Annotated in this window: 12 protein-coding genes; 7 read left to right on the plus strand and 5 right to left on the minus strand. The window is 53.3% G+C overall.

The window, feature by feature from the left end; all coding sequences use genetic code 11:
• The first annotated feature begins 58 nt into the window (after positions 1 to 58).
• The 5 genes from MKY64_RS22935 (at position 59) to MKY64_RS22955 (ending at position 6,653) form a co-directional block, all read left to right on the plus strand.
• Positions 59 to 1,411 carry an ABC transporter substrate-binding protein gene (locus MKY64_RS22935; RefSeq protein WP_340955950.1) on the plus strand — a complete coding sequence of 451 codons (1,353 nt, stop codon included), beginning with the start codon at positions 59 to 61 and terminating at the stop codon, positions 1,409 to 1,411.
• A gap of 125 nt (positions 1,412 to 1,536) precedes the next feature.
• Entirely contained in the window at positions 1,537 to 2,430 is an 894-nt protein-coding gene (locus MKY64_RS22940; protein ID WP_340955951.1) for a carbohydrate ABC transporter permease, read from the plus strand.
• Between the two features lie 2 nt (positions 2,431 to 2,432).
• Entirely contained in the window at positions 2,433 to 3,266 is an 834-nt protein-coding gene (locus MKY64_RS22945) for a carbohydrate ABC transporter permease (protein ID WP_339253713.1), read from the plus strand.
• Between the two features lie 25 nt (positions 3,267 to 3,291).
• Positions 3,292 to 5,103, plus strand: coding sequence for a sensor histidine kinase (locus tag MKY64_RS22950; RefSeq protein WP_340955957.1), 1,812 nt, complete (start codon positions 3,292 to 3,294; stop codon positions 5,101 to 5,103).
• Between the two features lie 50 nt (positions 5,104 to 5,153).
• Complete coding sequence (locus MKY64_RS22955; protein WP_340955959.1) at positions 5,154 to 6,653, plus strand: response regulator; 1,500 nt, start codon at positions 5,154 to 5,156, stop codon at positions 6,651 to 6,653.
• A 75-nt stretch (positions 6,654 to 6,728) separates the two neighbouring features.
• On the opposite strand, the gene MKY64_RS22960 is transcribed toward MKY64_RS22955, so the two are convergent.
• Positions 6,729 to 7,427, minus strand: a complete 699-nt coding sequence (locus tag MKY64_RS22960) for a TetR/AcrR family transcriptional regulator (RefSeq protein WP_340955961.1) — start codon at positions 7,425 to 7,427, stop codon at positions 6,729 to 6,731.
• 134 nt (positions 7,428 to 7,561) lie between these two features.
• Between MKY64_RS22960 and MKY64_RS22965 the strand changes: the two genes are divergently transcribed.
• Together MKY64_RS22965 and MKY64_RS22970 are read left to right on the plus strand one after the other, a co-directional pair.
• Positions 7,562 to 8,914 carry an MATE family efflux transporter gene (locus tag MKY64_RS22965; protein ID WP_036731234.1) on the plus strand — a complete coding sequence of 451 codons (1,353 nt, stop codon included), beginning with the start codon at positions 7,562 to 7,564 and terminating at the stop codon, positions 8,912 to 8,914.
• A 120-nt stretch (positions 8,915 to 9,034) separates the two neighbouring features.
• Complete coding sequence (locus MKY64_RS22970) at positions 9,035 to 9,775, plus strand: spermidine synthase (protein WP_340955964.1); 741 nt, start codon at positions 9,035 to 9,037, stop codon at positions 9,773 to 9,775.
• Here MKY64_RS22970 and MKY64_RS22975 read toward each other — a convergent pair.
• The 4 genes from MKY64_RS22975 to MKY64_RS22990 all read right to left on the minus strand — a co-directional run bounded on the left by MKY64_RS22975 (position 9,738) and on the right by MKY64_RS22990 (position 16,711).
• Positions 9,738 to 12,263, minus strand: coding sequence for a chemotaxis protein CheW (locus MKY64_RS22975; protein ID WP_340955965.1), 2,526 nt, complete (start codon positions 12,261 to 12,263; stop codon positions 9,738 to 9,740). The two genes, MKY64_RS22970 and MKY64_RS22975, sit on opposite strands and share 38 nt — an antisense overlap.
• Positions 12,264 to 12,297: 34 nt before the next feature.
• Entirely contained in the window at positions 12,298 to 12,726 is a 429-nt protein-coding gene (locus MKY64_RS22980; protein ID WP_340955967.1) for a chemotaxis protein CheW, read from the minus strand.
• 14 nt (positions 12,727 to 12,740) lie between these two features.
• Complete coding sequence (locus MKY64_RS22985; protein ID WP_340955969.1) at positions 12,741 to 14,312, minus strand: methyl-accepting chemotaxis protein; 1,572 nt, start codon at positions 14,310 to 14,312, stop codon at positions 12,741 to 12,743.
• Positions 14,313 to 14,599: 287 nt separating this feature from the next.
• Positions 14,600 to 16,711, minus strand: a complete 2,112-nt coding sequence (locus tag MKY64_RS22990; RefSeq protein ID WP_340955971.1) for a LuxR C-terminal-related transcriptional regulator — start codon at positions 16,709 to 16,711, stop codon at positions 14,600 to 14,602.
• Between the last annotated feature and the right edge of the window lie 218 nt (positions 16,712 to 16,929).

The following is a 16,929-nucleotide window of genomic DNA, read 5'->3' on the forward strand; positions in this document are numbered from 1 at the left end:
AATTAGCGCTATAATATTGATGTAAACGCTAACATTTTAACGAAAAGGGGACAAAACAATGAGGAATAAGTTATTATCGTTATTTTTCGTTATTATCATGATTTTCTCTTTATCCCTGACCGGCTGCGGCTCCAACAATAAAGGCAATGCCGCAAAAGCCACAGATGAACCGGCAGCAGCCACCGCCGCTCCGGAGAGCACCGGCGGAGATGCAGCGGCTGCAACCGCGGAGCCGGCAGCCCCGGGCGGAGCCGACATCAGCGGCAAGATCATCTTCCTGACCAACAGAACCGACATGATCGGCAAAGAGTATGACGAATATGTGAAACGCTTTAATGAGAAATATCCCAATATCAAAGTAGAATTTGAAGCCTCCCAGACGGACTACAACCAGCAAGCCAAGGTCCGCATGGCCAGCGGCGAGCTGCCTGACGTCATGTTCGTTCCCAATATTCCCAACTCCGACCTGCCGAAATATTTCGCCCCGCTGGATGATCTGGGACTGAACGACCAGCTCACCTTCAAAGACTTCAAGGCCTTTGAAGGCCAGCTCTACGGAATCACTACCGGGAACTCCACCTCCGGTATTGTATACAACAAGAAGGCATTCTCCGATGCCGGAATTACAGAGGTTCCGAAGACCTGGGATGAATTCCTGGCTGCCTGCGAGAAGCTCAAAGCCAAAGGCGTGGTACCGCTCGCCTCCAACTTCAAGGACAAATGGCCGCTTAACGACTGGGTATACGCAGTCCCCCGCGTTATTGCCGGCAACCCTGACTTTCCTAACCAGAAGCTGACAGAGGATGCACCGTTCACCATGGACAACGGATACGGCAAATCGCTCAGCCTGCTCAGAGAGCTGAATGAGAAGGGCTATCTGGAGAAAGACATCAACTCCACCAACTGGGAGCAATCGAAGAAGGATATCGCCTCCGGCAAGTTCGCTATGTACTTCCTGGGCAACTGGGTCATCAATCAGGTGATCGGCGCCGGAACCACCTCCGACAACGTAGGCTTCTTCCCGCTTCCCTATGACAACTCAGGTACATTGACGGCTCCGCTCAGTCCTGACTTCTTTTATGCCGTAGCCAAGAACAGCAAGAATGTCGATGCCGCCAAAGCGTTCGTCAAATGGATGATTGAAGATTCCGGGTATGAGGATTTCGCCGGCTTCATCTCTCCGCTTAAGGGCAGGGAATCCAAGCTGACCCAGCTTAAGGAATTCCAGTCCACCGGCGTAGTACTGCAGGAAGGCACGGTAGACAACGCCCAGGTTACAGAAATCACCAACAAGGCGCAGCTTGACCTGCCGGCTATGGCCCAGGAATTCGTCCTGGCCAAGGACCCGCAGACGGTCTTCGACAAATGGAACAAAGCCTGGGCCAAGGCCAAGAAAGACCTCGGCTACTAAAACAATTCACCCTGCTTCCACAGGCAGCCGGACGTACCCTCTGACGTACAAATGGATTATCGCCTTCCCGGATAATCCATTTTGTCGTCAATCCCGCCGAGCTCACATGAAAGAAGGTCAACCTATTGTTCGGAACCCTATCCTACAACAAGCAGAAGACGATTATCATTGTCTCCTTCCTGCTGATTCCGCTGATCCTCCTTGGCACTTTCACATATTATCCGGCGCTCAAGCTGATCTATTACAGCTTCACGAACTGGGACGGCTACAGCCCCGAGAAGCCTTGGGTCGGCCTCGCCAATTACCGTGAGGTATTCAGTACACCCGATATTTTCAAAGTATTCACCCATAACTTCGCTTATTTCGTCATGGGTATTCTGCAGAATCTCGCAGCGATCTATTTCGCGGTGGTACTGAACAGCAGGCTGCGGGGCCGAAATGCTTTTCGCATCCTGCTCTTCCTGCCTTACATTATGAACGGTGTGGCCGTCGCCTTCATGTTCGGATATGTGTTCGACACGACTAACGGCTCGCTGAACTTATTCCTGAACAGCATCGGCCTGAGCGGCCTGGGACAGACCAGCTGGCTCGGCACCGAAGGACTGGTGAACTATTCCCTCGCCTCCACCGGCTTCTGGCGGTTCATGGGCTACAATATGGTCATCTACATCGCCTCGCTGCAAGCCATCCCGCGCGATATCTACGAAGCGGCCAAGATTGACGGAGCCGACTCTCTGCAGACGCTCTGGAGAATTACCCTGCCGAATATGAAAGCCGTCATTCAGCTCAATCTGTTCCTGACCGTTACTGGTGCGCTTGAAGTGTTCGATCTGCCGTTCGTGCTGACCAAAGGCGGCCCTGCAGGCGCCAGCCAGACCTATGTACAGCGTGTGGTCGATACGGCATTTGCCTTCAATAACTACGGCCTGGCTTCGGCAATGAGCATCATCCTGCTCTTCTTCGTAGTCATTGTGCTGCTAGTCCAACAACTTGTTCTCAGCCGGGGAGGAGATAAATAGCCATGGAACCCTTCAGATTCCGTCCTAAAGACCTGTTCAAATACTTCACACTGCTGATCGGGGTATTCGTGGTATTGTTCCCGCCCTATGTCGTCATCGTCAACGCCTTCAAATCCACGGACGAGTTCAACAGCAGCAGCTCCATGGCTCTGCCGCACAGCTTCCTTAACTTTGACAACTTCATTGCTGTGTTCCAGCGCGGCGGCCTGCTCAGCGGCTTCGGCAATGTGCTCATTATCATTATAATTACATTGACCCTGAACATTCTGTTTGGCACAATGGTGGCATATGTACTCGGCCGGTTCTCCTTCAAGCTGAAGCCAGTCGTGTTCGGCGCTTATCTGATCGCCACCATCATACCGAGCATCACTACCCAGGTCGCCACCTTCGGCATCATCAAAAACATGGGTCTCTACAACACACTCGGCGCTCCCATTGTGCTCTATATCGGGGCCGATGTGATTCAAATTATTCTCTATCTGCAGTTCATCCGCAATATTCCGTTTGATCTCGACGAGAATGCCATGGTCGAAGGCGCTTCCCTGTTCAAAATCTACCGTTCGATCATCTTCCCGCTGCTCACACCGGCTACAGCTACGCTGGTTATCCTGAAAACAATCAGCATTTATAATGACATGTACATCCCATACCTCTATATGCCCAAGCAAAGTCTGGGTGTCGTTACGACGATCCTCATGCGTTTTCAGGGGGTGAATTCCGGCGAGTGGAATCTGATCTGTGCGGCGATTCTGCTGATTCTGCTGCCCACAGTCATTCTCTACTTCTTCCTGCAGCGTTATATCTTTGAAGGTGTAACGAGCGGCGCGGTAAAGTAGGGCTGTACGGAAAGGAACAACAACCGTGTTATCCTATATCCGGAGATTTCCGCGGACACTTTGGCTGTTTCTGGCCAACCTGCCCATGGAGCGCAAGCTGATTGTAGTATTTATATTTCTGATCTCCTTGCCGATCACCTATGTCAGCTACCTGTCGTCCCGCTCCACCTTCCATTCCGTACTGGTTAATGCTACCTCAAGCGCCGGGCAGGTGGCCGGCAGCGCCTCGGACACTATTGACCGGTATGTGGCTGACCTTAAGCGCTATACCGCACTTCCGCTATATAACACGGATGTCCAGTTCTATCTGGAGCAGCAGGATACCGACTGGGACAAGAATACCGGTATGTCGATGTTCCTGAGTTATTTGAGCCATACGAAGGAAGAGATCGTTGCCGTCTACCTGGTGGACAAATACGGATCGGTCTACTATGACAAGGCTTCGGGGATAAGCGAGCTGTTCCCGGCTGAACGGCTCGCGCAGTGGCAGAGCCTGACCCGGGAGGGGGTAACCCCCGTGATTCAGGGCAGGCATACGATCCGTGTGAATGCCGGTGACAGCCGCGAGGTATTCAGCGTTCTGCGGAATGTCAGCTCGGTCAGCTCCCTGCAGAAGATCGGCATCATTGTCTTCGATATTAGCATCAGCCTGTTCAAAGGCATCGTCGATCCCGTCAATGCCGTTACCCTGGGAAGCACGATGATTGTCGATGACCGGGGCGGAGTCATGTATGCCAGCCCGCAGGCAGATGGCAGCAGCCGGCTGCTGGAGGACTACACCGACCAGTTCCTGCAGAAGGTGAAGGGTCCCGAAGGGCATTTTCAGCTCTCGCTGGAGGGCAAGGAATACCTTGCGGTATACACCGTATCGCGCAGAACAGGCTGGACCACGCTGGTGTCCATTCCGCTGGAGAGGATTCTTTCTCCCGTAGCGAAGACCCGGAATGCTCAGATGCTTACGACGCTGGTCATCATTGCCTTCGCCCTGATTGTCGCCACCTTCATCTCCCACGCGCTGACGAAGCCGCTGAAATCTCTGGTCCGCCTGATGAAGCAGGTGCAGCACGGCAATCTGGATGTCTGGGTAAATCCCCGGTTCAATGATGAGATCGGCATGCTGGGCAGTCATTTTAACCGCATGATCATCCGGGTCAAAGGCCTGCTTGAGGAGGTGACACTGACGGAGAAGCGCAAGCAAAAAGCCGATATGCGTGCCCTGCAGAACCAGATCAACCCGCATTTCATCTACAACACCCTGGAATCCATCCGCATGCTGGCCGAGGGCAGCGATGATCCGCGCGTGGCGAAGCTGACTTACCTGCTGGGCATACAAATGCGGTACGGGGTTGTCCGCAGCGAAGAACTAGTAACCATCCGGCAAGAGCTGGATCATACACGCAATTATCTGGATATGCTGCAGATCCGCTTCCCCGACAAGTTCAGCCTGGAGATTGAGGTGCCGGACAACCTGCTGCCCTTGCCTGTGATTAAGCTGGTCTTCCAGCCGATTGTGGAGAATGCCGTCTTTCACGGCCTGGAGCCCAAGGAAGGTCCGGGCACGATCCGAATCACCGGCCGGGCCGAGGGGAATCAGGCTGTATTTTGCGTAGAGGATGATGGGGTAGGCATGAATAAGCATACACTGCATACGCTGAACGACAGCTTGGCCTGCGGAGCGGACGGGGAGCGGTTCGGCATTGGCCTCAGCAATGTGAACGAGCGGCTCCGCATGGATTATGGCAGCCCGTTCGGACTGCGCGTGGAGAGCGAGGCCGGCCGGGGCACGCGGGTCATTCTGCGGATTGAGATTTTTCCCGGCCTGCACAAGGAAGAGTAACCGGAAACGGGATCTTGTAGCACACAATTTCGGGAAAAGGGGAGAGCGGCTTGCTGCGTATAATAATCGTAGATGATGAGGTCCTGATCCGCGAGGGGCTGGCCCGGATGATCAGCAGGGAGAGCCCTGAATTTCATATTATCCGTACATATGCCGACGGCAGGCATCTCCTGGATGAGCTGCCTTCCCTCCAGTTCGATGTTGTAATTACCGATATCCGCATGCCGCAGACCGGGGGCCTGGAGCTGATTCGGCAGCTTAGAGTCAGCCGCCCCCAGGTCCGTTCCCTCTTAATGAGCGGATTCGTGGAATTTGATTATGCCCGCGAAGCAATCCGCAGCTCAGCGGTCGATTATCTGCTGAAGCCGATCAATAAAGAGCAGCTGTTCGAGATTTTGTACCAGCTGGACAAGGAGCGCACGCTGCTGCGTGAGCAGGAGGAACGGCAGCGCACCGGAATGCTGCTCTCTATCCTGCATATGGCGGAGCCCCCGGGGCTGCTGCTCGCCAGCCTTCATTTGCCCGCACCTTATTTCTCGGTGCTGCTGCTTAAGGGAGACTCGCCCGAAGCCGTCCGGGCCTGTGCAGAGCAGCTGCGGCAGCACAAGCCGGAGTGCTTCGATGTGCTGGAGCTGCGCCGGGGACTCCAGGCCTGGGTCTGGTACGCTGCGCAGCCGCTGACACCGGATCAGCTGCAGGAGATCCGGGAGCATCTGCACACTGCCGCCTCAGGGCATATCCTTCATGTGGGGATCAGCCGCCCCTATGCGGACGCTGCCCGGCTCGGGGATGCCTATCTGGAGGCCAGGATGGCCTGTGATCAGGGAATGTATCAATCCCGGCTGCTGTATTACGCTACGGTGGACGAGCTGATGCTGCCGGAGAAGACTAGGGCTGAGCCGGTTGCCGCTTACCGCGATCTGCTGGTCCATGATTTGCAAATCCTGAATATCGAGGGCATCCAGGCAGGACTGCACCAGCTGTTCTCGGGGCTTGCGGAAGAGCGTGTATCGCCCGCGCAGATTCCCGGCATTTGCCGGGAGATTGAAGCGCTGGCCCGCAAGGAGCTGCCGGAATTCGAGGCGGTCTACCGCAAGGGCGCTGCGCTGAGTCTGGAAGAGCAGATTGCGGACTGTATGCGGTTTGCAGATATGGAGACGCTGTTCGCAGCCTCCTTCTCAGCCGCCCTGATCAGTATCCGCGCCCAGCGTCTCGAGCTGTCCGGCACCGCTATTGAGACGGTCAAACGCTGGATCTCGGCCCACTACAACCAGCACGCAGATCTGAATACCCTGGCGGGGATGGTCTATCTTACACCCAGCTATCTAAGCAAGCTGTTCAAGCAGGTAACCGGCCTCACGCTGACCGATTACATGATCGAAATCCGTATCCGCAAGGCCAAGCAGCTGCTGAAGAATGCCCCGGACCTCAAAATCCATGAAATCGGCGTTGAAGTCGGCTATCCCGATCCCGCTTATTTCAACAAGCTGTTCAAGAAGGTTGTCGGTGTAACACCGAATGAATTCAAACGAATCTCACCGGTAGAATGAGGGTGACTCCTTGGAGCCTCCAACCCGGGCTGGCAATATGTTATTTGTTATCTATATCATTGTTTGATTTTGTCGTTAAGTGTTCTTCCGTATTCCATGCTCATGCTCCTTAATCACCTGCTCCGTCCCAAGCAGAATCAGCCTCAGGCCGAATTCAAAAGCCCCATCGGTCCCCAGCAGCTCGAACAGTCCGTTCTTGAACATCCTCCGGAATAACCCAACCTCCTTCTCGCTCATGGAGTCCATCAGGCGGAGCAGTTCCTCGCCCGGAGGCTCCTGCTGTTCCTTAGCCATCATGGAGACATTACGCTCATGCTCGTAATCATCCAGCACGAAGAAGAACACGAAGTTCACAAGTGTAGTGACCACCTGCACCTTTTGCGCCTCCTCAAGCGGCGTGGATTCCACACAGTGCAGCATCCGGTTGTTGAACCGGATAATGTCCGGCTCGTGGGGCAGTGTCATCATCATAAGCTGCGTAGAGCAGGAATACCGGCTGAGCACACTCCGTACCGTTACCGCAAATGCTGTCAGCTGCTCCTTCCAGTCGCCCTCCGGGCGGTGCTCCTCCAGGATGACTCTGGAGATGTGGTTGGCCAGCCGCTGGTAGAGGTTCTGCTTGCTCTTGAAATACCAATACAGCGAGGGAGCCTGAATCCCCAGCCTGTCAGCCAGACGCCGCATACTGAATTTTTCGATCCCCCCCTCCCTGAGAAGCTCCCACGAAGCTTCCAGAATCCGGTCTTCCGAGATTTGAGGTTGTGCTTTTTTCATCGCTATCCGCCCTTTTATCTAACAGTGTAAGTTTATGCTTTACAGCCTCTTAGGTTCATGATATCATCTAACACTGTAAGGTTCAATCTAACGCCGTTAGATTAACAAAAAATCAGTGAAAGAAGTGATCCCTAATGGATACCGAAAACCTTTATTATTTTGAAAAAGCCCCCATCACCAAGGCCGTCGCCCATTTCGCCGTGCCCATGATGTTAGGCACATCCATGAACGTCATCTATTCGATTCTGAATGCCTATTTCCTGGGCACTCTCCACAATACGGCCATGCTGACCGCACTCGCCCTGACCCTGCCGCTGTTCGCCATCATCATGGCGCTGGGCAATCTGGTGGGCATCGGCAGCGGCACCTACATCTCGCGGCTGCTGGGTGAGCACAAATATGACGAAGTGAAGCAAGTGTCTTCCTTCGCCTTTTACAGCAGTCTCGTGCTTGGCCTCCTCGTGATGGCCGTGGGTCTGCCGCTGATCGGCCCCATCCTGCACAGTCTGGGGGCAACGCCGGATTCCTATGGATTCACGAAGGATTATGTCACTGTCATGCTGATTGGCGCACCGTTTGTCGTATTGTTCTTTACGCTGGAGAATATGGTCCGCTCCGAGGGTGCAGCCATCGTCTCCATGATCGGTATGATGCTCAGCGTGGTGGTTAATATCCTGCTCGATGCACTGGTTATCTTCGTGCTCCACTGGGGTGTAATTGGCGTAGCGTCGGCAACGGTTGTGGCCAACATGGTTGCGAGTGCCTACTATGCCTTCCATATGGGCTACAAAAGCCAATTCCTCACAGTCTCCTTCAAATGGTTCAAGGCCACCAAGGATATTCTCAGCAATGTGTTCAAAATCGGCGTTCCGGTCTTCATCATGAGTGTTTTTCTGGGAGCCATGTCGCTGATCTTCAATCTGTTCCTGATCGAATATGGGGATGCGGCTGTAGCCGCTTACGGGATATCCTCAAGATTGCTGCAATTCCCCGAGTTTATTCTGATGGGCCTGTGCGAGGGAGTCGTGCCGCTCATTGCCTTCTCATTCACAGCGGATAAGCTGCGCATGAAGCATACCATCGGATTCACAGTCAAAGCGATGGCCGCCATGGCTGCTGTATTCGGCATCGTCGTCTATCTGATCTCCGACCATCTGATCGGTCTGTTCACCAGAGATCCGCAAATGATTCAAATGGGCAGCTACATTCTGCATGTCACCTTCTTGTCCTTATTCATATCAGGGCTGACCACCTTATTCATGGGGATCTTTCAGGCTACTGCGCAGGGAACGGCCGCATTCGTAATGTCGATTATTCAAGGGGTCACACTGATTCCTGTGCTCTTCTTCGCCAACCGGACAAACGGCTTCCATGGAGTGGTGTGGTCGCTGGTCATTGCCGATGCCGCTGCCTTCCTGGTCGGTGCCGCCATGCTGTACGCCCTGCGGCACAAGCTCCAGCCCGAACTGGAGAGTCTGGTTCATTAAGTGGGCTTAAGCCCCTTTTGAGAAATACAAGCAGCCGCAGGAAGCCCTTCCTGCGGCTGCTTTATGTTACTATGAAGGTTATAACGAACGAATCCCATCTGCAGAAGGAGTCTGATCCGCTTGCACGCACCATCCCATCCTAACCACGACTCTCAGGACATCGAGGTCTACGATACAACCGAGCTATATGGTGAGACCGGACGGTTCCGGGTACTGCAATTCTCGGGGGAAGCTGTTCAGGGCGCACTGGATCTGGACCATCCGCGCCGGGTGATCTTCGAGTATCCCCGGGCGATGATTCATCTGATGGAGGCGGGCAATCCGCATTTCGAGCGTGTCTTCCTGATCGGACACGGGATTGGTACGATTGCTGGTTATTTCGCAGAGAAGCATTTTACGGTGGCTGAGGTGAATGCGAAGGTGGTGGAATACAGCAGAACCCGCTTTGGCTACACGCAGGATAACATCCTGATCGGTGACGGCCGCAGCCTGCTGGAAGCCGCGCCGGAACGCGGCCATGACTATATCCTGCTTGATGCCTTCACCGCTGCCGGAACGCCGCCTCATTTCACCACGCTGGAGTTCTTCCGCCTAACCCGTGCCAAGCTGAACGGACACGGCCAGATCATCATGAATCTGATGGGCCGCAGCGGCAATGACCGCTTCATCAGTGCTATTCATACCACACTCCGTGAAGTGTATCCATATACCAGAACCTTTGCCCTCCCGGCAGAAGGGACCGCCGATCTGCGCAATATCCTCATGACCGCCAGCGCCCGGCCCATTGCCTATCAGTCCCGCCACATGGCCGGCTTCAGCGAGATCACTCCGGGGATCGGTCATGTGATCCGGGACCGGTAATGCAGCAGGCGTGCAGGTCCAGCAGGTTCTCCAAATTCAGCAAGTGAATAAACTGATGGTTGTCTTTATAGACGGCATCCAGCACCTCTGGATTCTGGAGAATGTGATCCGGCGCCTCATCCATGTGCTCCCTTGCGAGCAGTTGCACCGCTGACACCTGATCCACCCATATCCCTACCTCCTGTCCGGATACCTCGCAGATCAGAATCCGGGAGCCGGCCGTCTGTTCACCGCTGTCCATTTCGAGCTTGTGCCGTATGTCATAGACCGGGAACAGCAATCCGCGCAGATTGATCATTCCCAGGACATGAGCCGGGGCAGACACCAGCGAATGAATCTCAGGAACAGGTACAATCTCCTTCATTTGGCGGATCGGAATCCCGAAATCCAGCTTCTCCAGCTTGAAGGTGATATATTTCTCGCTCTGACTATCCTGATCCCCTGCCGTAACTGTGTTCTCTTGGAGCAGTGCATCGTGGGCCGAGCCTGTTTCCCTTGCAATCGAGCCTATATCCAGGATATGGGCCACTCGGCCGTCGCCAAGTATGGTTGAGCCTGCGATATAAGAAACGTTGCCTATGTAACTTCCCAGTGACTTGATGACAATCTCCTGGTTGCCGATCGTCTGATCTACTACCAGACAGACCCGCTTATCCGCGAAGCCGACGATGACAACGAACAGCCGGCCGTTCACCGTATGCTCGCCTTCCTCCACTTGCAGCATATGGTGCAGACGGACAAGCGGAAGCACCTGATCGCGGAACTGGCAGACCTCCCGCCCCTGAATGGTAACAATATCCTCCGCCTTCATTCTGAATATTTCAATGACATTAATCAGCGGAATGGCAAAGGTACTGCTCCCCAGCTTAACCAGCAGGGAACGGATGATGGCAAGCGTCAGCGGGACCTTGATCGTGAATATACTCCCCTGATCAGGAACCGTCTCAATATCTATAATGCCATTTAATTTCTCTATATGTGCTTTGACAATATCCATGCCCACTCCGCGGCCGGATAAATCTGTGACCGTACGGGCTGTTGAGATGCCAGAGCGGAAAATGAGCATCACCAGCTCTTTGTCCGTCATACGCTTCACTTCATCAGTGGTGACGAAGCCTTTACGCACAGCGGCTTCTTTGACCTTGCCGGTATCAATGCCCCTGCCGTCATCGGATACCGTAATGACAATCATGTTCCCTTGATGACTTGCCCGCAGAGTAATGGTCCCTTTCCGCGGCTTGCAGAGAGCTGCACGTTCTTCCGGCAGCTCCAGCCCATGGTCCACGGCGTTGCGCAGAATATGGATCAGAGGATCGCTGATCTCCTCAATGAGGCTGCGGTCCAGCTCGGTCTCATTGCCCTCAATGATGAACTCGATCTCCTTGTTCGACTTCTGCGCCAAATCCCGGATCATCCTGGGGAAGCGGCCGAACAGATGCTCCATCGGCAGCATCCGGGTCTTCATCATCCCCTCCTGAAGATCGCTGATGACCATATTCAAATGTCCTGCGATATCATTAAGCAGATGAACATCACTGTTGTTCTTGAACTGCTCGCTTAATCTGGAACGGACACTGTGCAGCCTGGTATTATCTATAATCAGCTCTCCTACCAGATTCAGCAGTCCCTCCAGCCGCTCCACATCCACACGGACAGTCTGGGCCGCATAGCCGTTATTTTTCCGAGCCTCTTTTCCTTCGGTGAAGGTGTCGAGATTTGCTTTCGTAATAGGATCTGTATGTATAATTTCAATCTGTGAGACTTCCTGCAGACTGGCCATCATATCCTGCCGGGACTGCTGTGTAAGCAGAATATATGCAATAGCACCGGAGAACTGCGCATCCCTCTCGAGGGCTTCCAGCTCGGGGAAGGTGGCAATAACCTCGCCCGTTTCCCGCAGCTTGGCTTCTACGAGCTTCGCGCGGACATATTTCATCGGCTCCTCAGCAGCAAGTTGAATATGAACCGCCATTGCCGCAGAGCCTTGATCTATAGCTGCCTGGATCTGCTCTTTGCGGATATCATCGAAGATCATATCCGGCACAGGCCCCGCTTCTCCCTGCGGAAGCCCCTCTGCAGCAGGAGCGGGAGACTCGGCTGCTGTCTTCCGCAACTCTTTTAACCGGCGTAACAGATCTGAGGTATCCCCTTCCTCCAGCGCACCGCTCAGAATGGATTGACGAAGCTCCTTAATGAAATCTACGCAATCAAAGAGAATGTTCAATAACTCGGAGGTTACGTCCAGCTGTCTGCCCCTGAGCAGCTCTAACACACTTTCCATCTGATGCGTCAGCCGGTTAAGCTGCTTGAAGCCCATGACTGCTGATGAGCCCTTGAGCGTATGTGCGACCCGGAAGATCCTCTGAATAAGGTCATTCTGATACCCTTTGCTCTCCAGCATGAGCAGGGCCTCATCCAAATACCGCAGCTGCTCGTCCATTTCATCCAGAAAAACGCCCAAATACACCATATTATGAAACTCGTTCATCTCAGTTCTCCTCCCCGCCTTCATGCGTTGGCCTTCACCCTTCACTTAACAGACGCCCGATGTTCAGAATGCTGATCAGCTCCCCGGCACACATGCCGATCCCGTCCATGTACTGCACGCCCTGCACTTCATGGGATTCCAGAGGCGGCTCTACCTCATGAAAGGAAGCCACCTTTTCTACGGAATCCACCATAATCCCTATGGCCTCCTGCCGGTAATGTACCACTACGATCCTTGACCGGGTATCCGGTGGAGATTCTGCCAGGCCAAACCGCCTGCACAGACTTACCACCGGTATAATTTTGCCGCGTAAATTAATTACGCCCTTAATAAAAGACTTGCTGTTAGGCACGGCTGTGATAGGCTCCATCTTGATAATCTCGTTAATCTCCCGGATATCGATGGCCAGCTTCTCCTGTACCAGCCGGAAGATGATGTACTGCTCCGTTCGTGCAGCCAGCATGGCTTACTCCCCCTCTACAATCTGAACACCGACACCGAGCTATTCAGTTCATCCGCCAAGGAGGCGAGCATTTGCGAGGAGGAGGCCGTCTCCTCGGCTGCTGCGGCGGATTCCTGGCTTCCGGCCGCAATGGATTCAATCGAGAGCAGCACCTCGTTCGTCTGCGCCGCCTGTTCCTCACAAGCCGCAGCGATGCCTGTAATCTGCTGGGTAGTATCATTGACGCGGGTAACGATACCATCGATCAGCCGCTCTGTACGCTCGGACAGGGCCGATACGTCACTGACAGCCTGCACACTCAGAACCGTATTCTTCTGCATCACCCGGATGATCAGGGCAATCTGTTTGGTCGCTTCACTGCTCCGTTCAGCCAGCTTGCGGACCTCATCGGCGACAACGGCGAAGCCCCGTCCCTGCTCACCGGCACGCGCTGCCTCAATCGCTGCATTGAGCGCCAGCAGATTGGTCTGCTCGGCAATCTCATCAATCACCTCGATAATTTCGCCGATCTTCTGGGAATCCTGCTCAAGCAGCTCCATCTTCTCCGACAGATTACTCATACCAAGGCCGGATTCTCTTACCGCAGTGCTTCCCTCCTCAGCACCCTGACGCGTCAGCAGCGACAGCTCCGATGCCTGCTCGGCATTCTTCGCAACCTCATCGATGCCCCGGGTCAGATCCTGAACCAGCTGATTGATATTTTGCGCCGCCTGGGCTTGGGATTGGCTGCCGCTGGCTATTTCTTCGGTGGTTGCCGATATTTCCTCAGAGGAGGCCGCGACACTTTGCGCCGCTTCGACCGTCCCGCCAATCAGCTTGCGCAGGCTGGTAATCATCTCGTTGGCTGCTGCAGCCAGCCGGCCGAACTCATCCCGGTTCTTGATCGCAATCTCCTCCCTGAGGTCACCGCCTGCCATGCGGACCATCGCAGCGAGCAGCTTGGATACCGGACCCACAATTCCCTGTGAGATCACGATGCCCAGCGTAATGGCTGCAAGTGCCGCAAGGATGGAGATGATCAGGATCATCAATCTTCCCGAGGTATAGCTGGCAACCGTAGAGTCGATCCGTTCATCTGCACCTTCGATTACATTACTGGCGGCCAGATCGGCGGTATCCTGAGCCTTCTGCAAATCAGGCAGTGCGTCGATTAAGACGCCGTAGGCCTGCGTATTCTGATCTTTATCCAGCAGTTCATTGACTTTGGGTACGGATTGGTTATAGTTATCCACGCTCTGCTTAATGATCTCTAATGCAGCCCGTTGATCCGCATTCAGTGTGAGCTCTCCATAGACCTTCATCCGGTCAGCAATTTTGTCCTGATCCGCTTTAATAACTGCCTGAATCTCCTCCTTCACCGAATCATCGGTTTCGAGGATAAGCTTGAGCAGATCACCGCGCAGCTTGTACAGCTCGGTCCGGATCTCAGCAATGTTGACGAGCGCGGGGAAGTTGTAGCTCTGCATCTGTACAGAGTTGCTGTTCATGCCCGCCATTTTCATAATCGATAGCCCGCTGATAAATATAAGCAACGCTACAATAACCAGAAAGCCTCCCAACAATTTGGTGCGGATGTTTAGTTTCAAATGAAGCACTCCTCAATATGTATTTTGTCGAGCCTACAAAGCTTCCCCTATTATGTATAACGTAAGGCCTCTGCGCCTATCGCCATTGGTTCCTAAGTTTCGACATAATCTTCCTGTTTTCTACAGGCCTTCTTTCCTTTATCAAGTGGAAACGGCTTTGCCGTCCTTTTAAAGGACGGTACCGTTTCAGCGAGGAATAGAAGGATAATGTATAGCGTGAAACCCATAAATTCTTATATTTGCACAAAAAAAGCAATGTACGCTTACATGCTGCGTAATCATTGCTTTTATAAAGAATCTTTTTTGCCGGTCGCTTGATATATTTGCGAGATCGCCTGTGATCTGCTATGCACACCAAGCTTCTCGTAGATTTTGGTTATGTGATTCTTGACAGTATGCGTACTGATAAACAGTTTCTCCGCAATTTGCTTGTTATTGAGGCCTGTCAGCAGACCATCCAGGATATCGTTTTCCCGGGTAGTAAAACGTACGCCTCCCTCTTGCTGCACTGCAACCGGCGGAGGAGCTATCAGTTGCTCAAAGGAACGCATAAGTGGCTCGGGCACGGGTATAGGAAGTGTTTCCTTCCATTGCCTGCCGCCCTGCTCCGTATACTTCGTGAGCATAAGCAAGACCTTCGCCAAGTACAGATGGGAACTTTCTCCTACATCCTCTTGCCCATTGTAATCCGTCAGGTAATAGTGCATATGGCGCAAAACACATACAGCAGGAATATCACCCAGGTATTTGATCAGCAGCCCTATAGGATATGGAGCAAGGAGCGCGGCCTGGCCAATCCATTCCATCTCTTCCGCAGAGTGACTTAACGGCTCCAGCAAGTCCTGTGCAAGCCTTCGGATATCCGCAGCTCTGCTATGTACTACCGGCTGCTGTATCAGCAGATTATCCTGGAGCAGCCGCATGAAGTCAGTTCCGGAGGGCGTGTTCTGAGGCTGCTGGGCAAGCAGCTTGGTCACTAGCAGCACATTGGTCATATGAAAAATCGTTTCATATTCCCGCCGCTGCCCCTCATCACTGAACTGGACCGTGAATAACCCCAGCAGCCTTTGTTCAAATACCATAGGATGCTCTACCAGTTGCCAGCTCTTCCATTCCCGCCGGATCGGCTTGTTCAGCAGGTTGAACCCCGGTATCCCGTCAGCGAAATAGATCTGTTCAGCATCTTCTGCGTAGACGGTGTACAGTTCATTTGGAGCAGAAGAGGAAGAATAGATCCTCAGTCCGGCCTCGTCAGGCGTATGTAATAACAAGCACATGAACGGACTGCCTAGCTGCTGCTGGAAAAACTCGATGAACAGCTGCAGGTAATCCTCCTTATCCTGAGTAACCAGAATCCCTTGGACAATTTCTTTATAGGTATCATGCCTCTTCCTTTGACGTTCATACAGCGCTTCGCTCTCCATATGATACATGGAAGCAGCGAGCTGATGGGCCACCAGCATACCCATATCCGCCTGCTCCTCCGTCAGCTCCGGGCGGACCGGGTCTCCGGCATACAATAATCCATACAGCTTGTCCTTGTATTTGATGGGATAGCAGATTAACACCTTTGGCCTTACCCCATGCGCAGCAAAAAAAGAAATCCGCAGATCGCGGTCAGCATTCCTCCAGTACCCCATTTGCTTGGAGAGCCCCACCTGTCCCAGAAATCCCTCACCGTAAAAAAAAGAAGCCCCCTGCAGGGAGTTATCCTTCGGCATACCGGTTGTCTCCACCACTGTGAATTGGTCCCCGTCTGCAGCATTACTGGCATAGCCCGCAAATTCTACTCCCAGAATACGTACCACTATGCCCAGTATTCCTTGCAGCCACTCCGGGCTTGCCGGGTCCAGCAGATAGATCAGATTCATAAGCTGCAGGTCATACGCAGAATATTCTCCGCCCTGCTCCCGTTCAAGCAGAGCCTGCACGGTATCAGCCAGTATATCCAATTGGCCGATAATCCTGGCGACGCCCTCCTGATCCAATACCGGTACCTTATCCAGAGCCTGAATCCAGTCCTCGCATTCTCCGGGGGGAACGGTTTCATGAATCCTGCCGGTAATCAGCTCTTTCGTACAACCGTCCACCCAGACGCCTGTCAGAATATAATAGGGCCTTTGCTTACTGATCCCGATGGAGGTAATCAGCATTTTCAGCCCGGAGCGGGTTTCATAGACAATAGTTTTCGATACATTCCTGACCTTTTCCAGCAGGTTCGCAATTGCATGTTCAGCGGTTGCACAAGGAGAACCGAACAACAGAGATGCCATCTCGGTTAAGCCGGAGGGTTCTGTTATTCGTTTGTCCGCTTGATCGGTAATAATAATTGTCAATCCGCATAATGATGCGTATGCGTCTTGCAAAGACTGCAGATTTCGGCGGAGCTTGTTCTTCATTGCTTATTCCTCGCTTTCCCCTCCAAAATTCGCCATAGCCTCACCGATTCCCTGCTTTTACACCCTTTCATTCTACAAACGTAGCAGTATAGTCCAGGAATCAAAGCGAAAAAATGCGCATATGCGAAATTCAAAAATTCACTCCCATCCTCCTCATAAAAGTAAAACACCGGCGCTATATTTCCAGCGCCGGTGCCATATATCCCCTGGCTAAGCAG

This window comes from Paenibacillus sp. FSL R7-0210, from assembly GCF_038009085.1.
Classification (GTDB): Bacteria; Bacillota; Bacilli; order Paenibacillales; family Paenibacillaceae; genus Paenibacillus_AQ; species Paenibacillus_AQ silagei.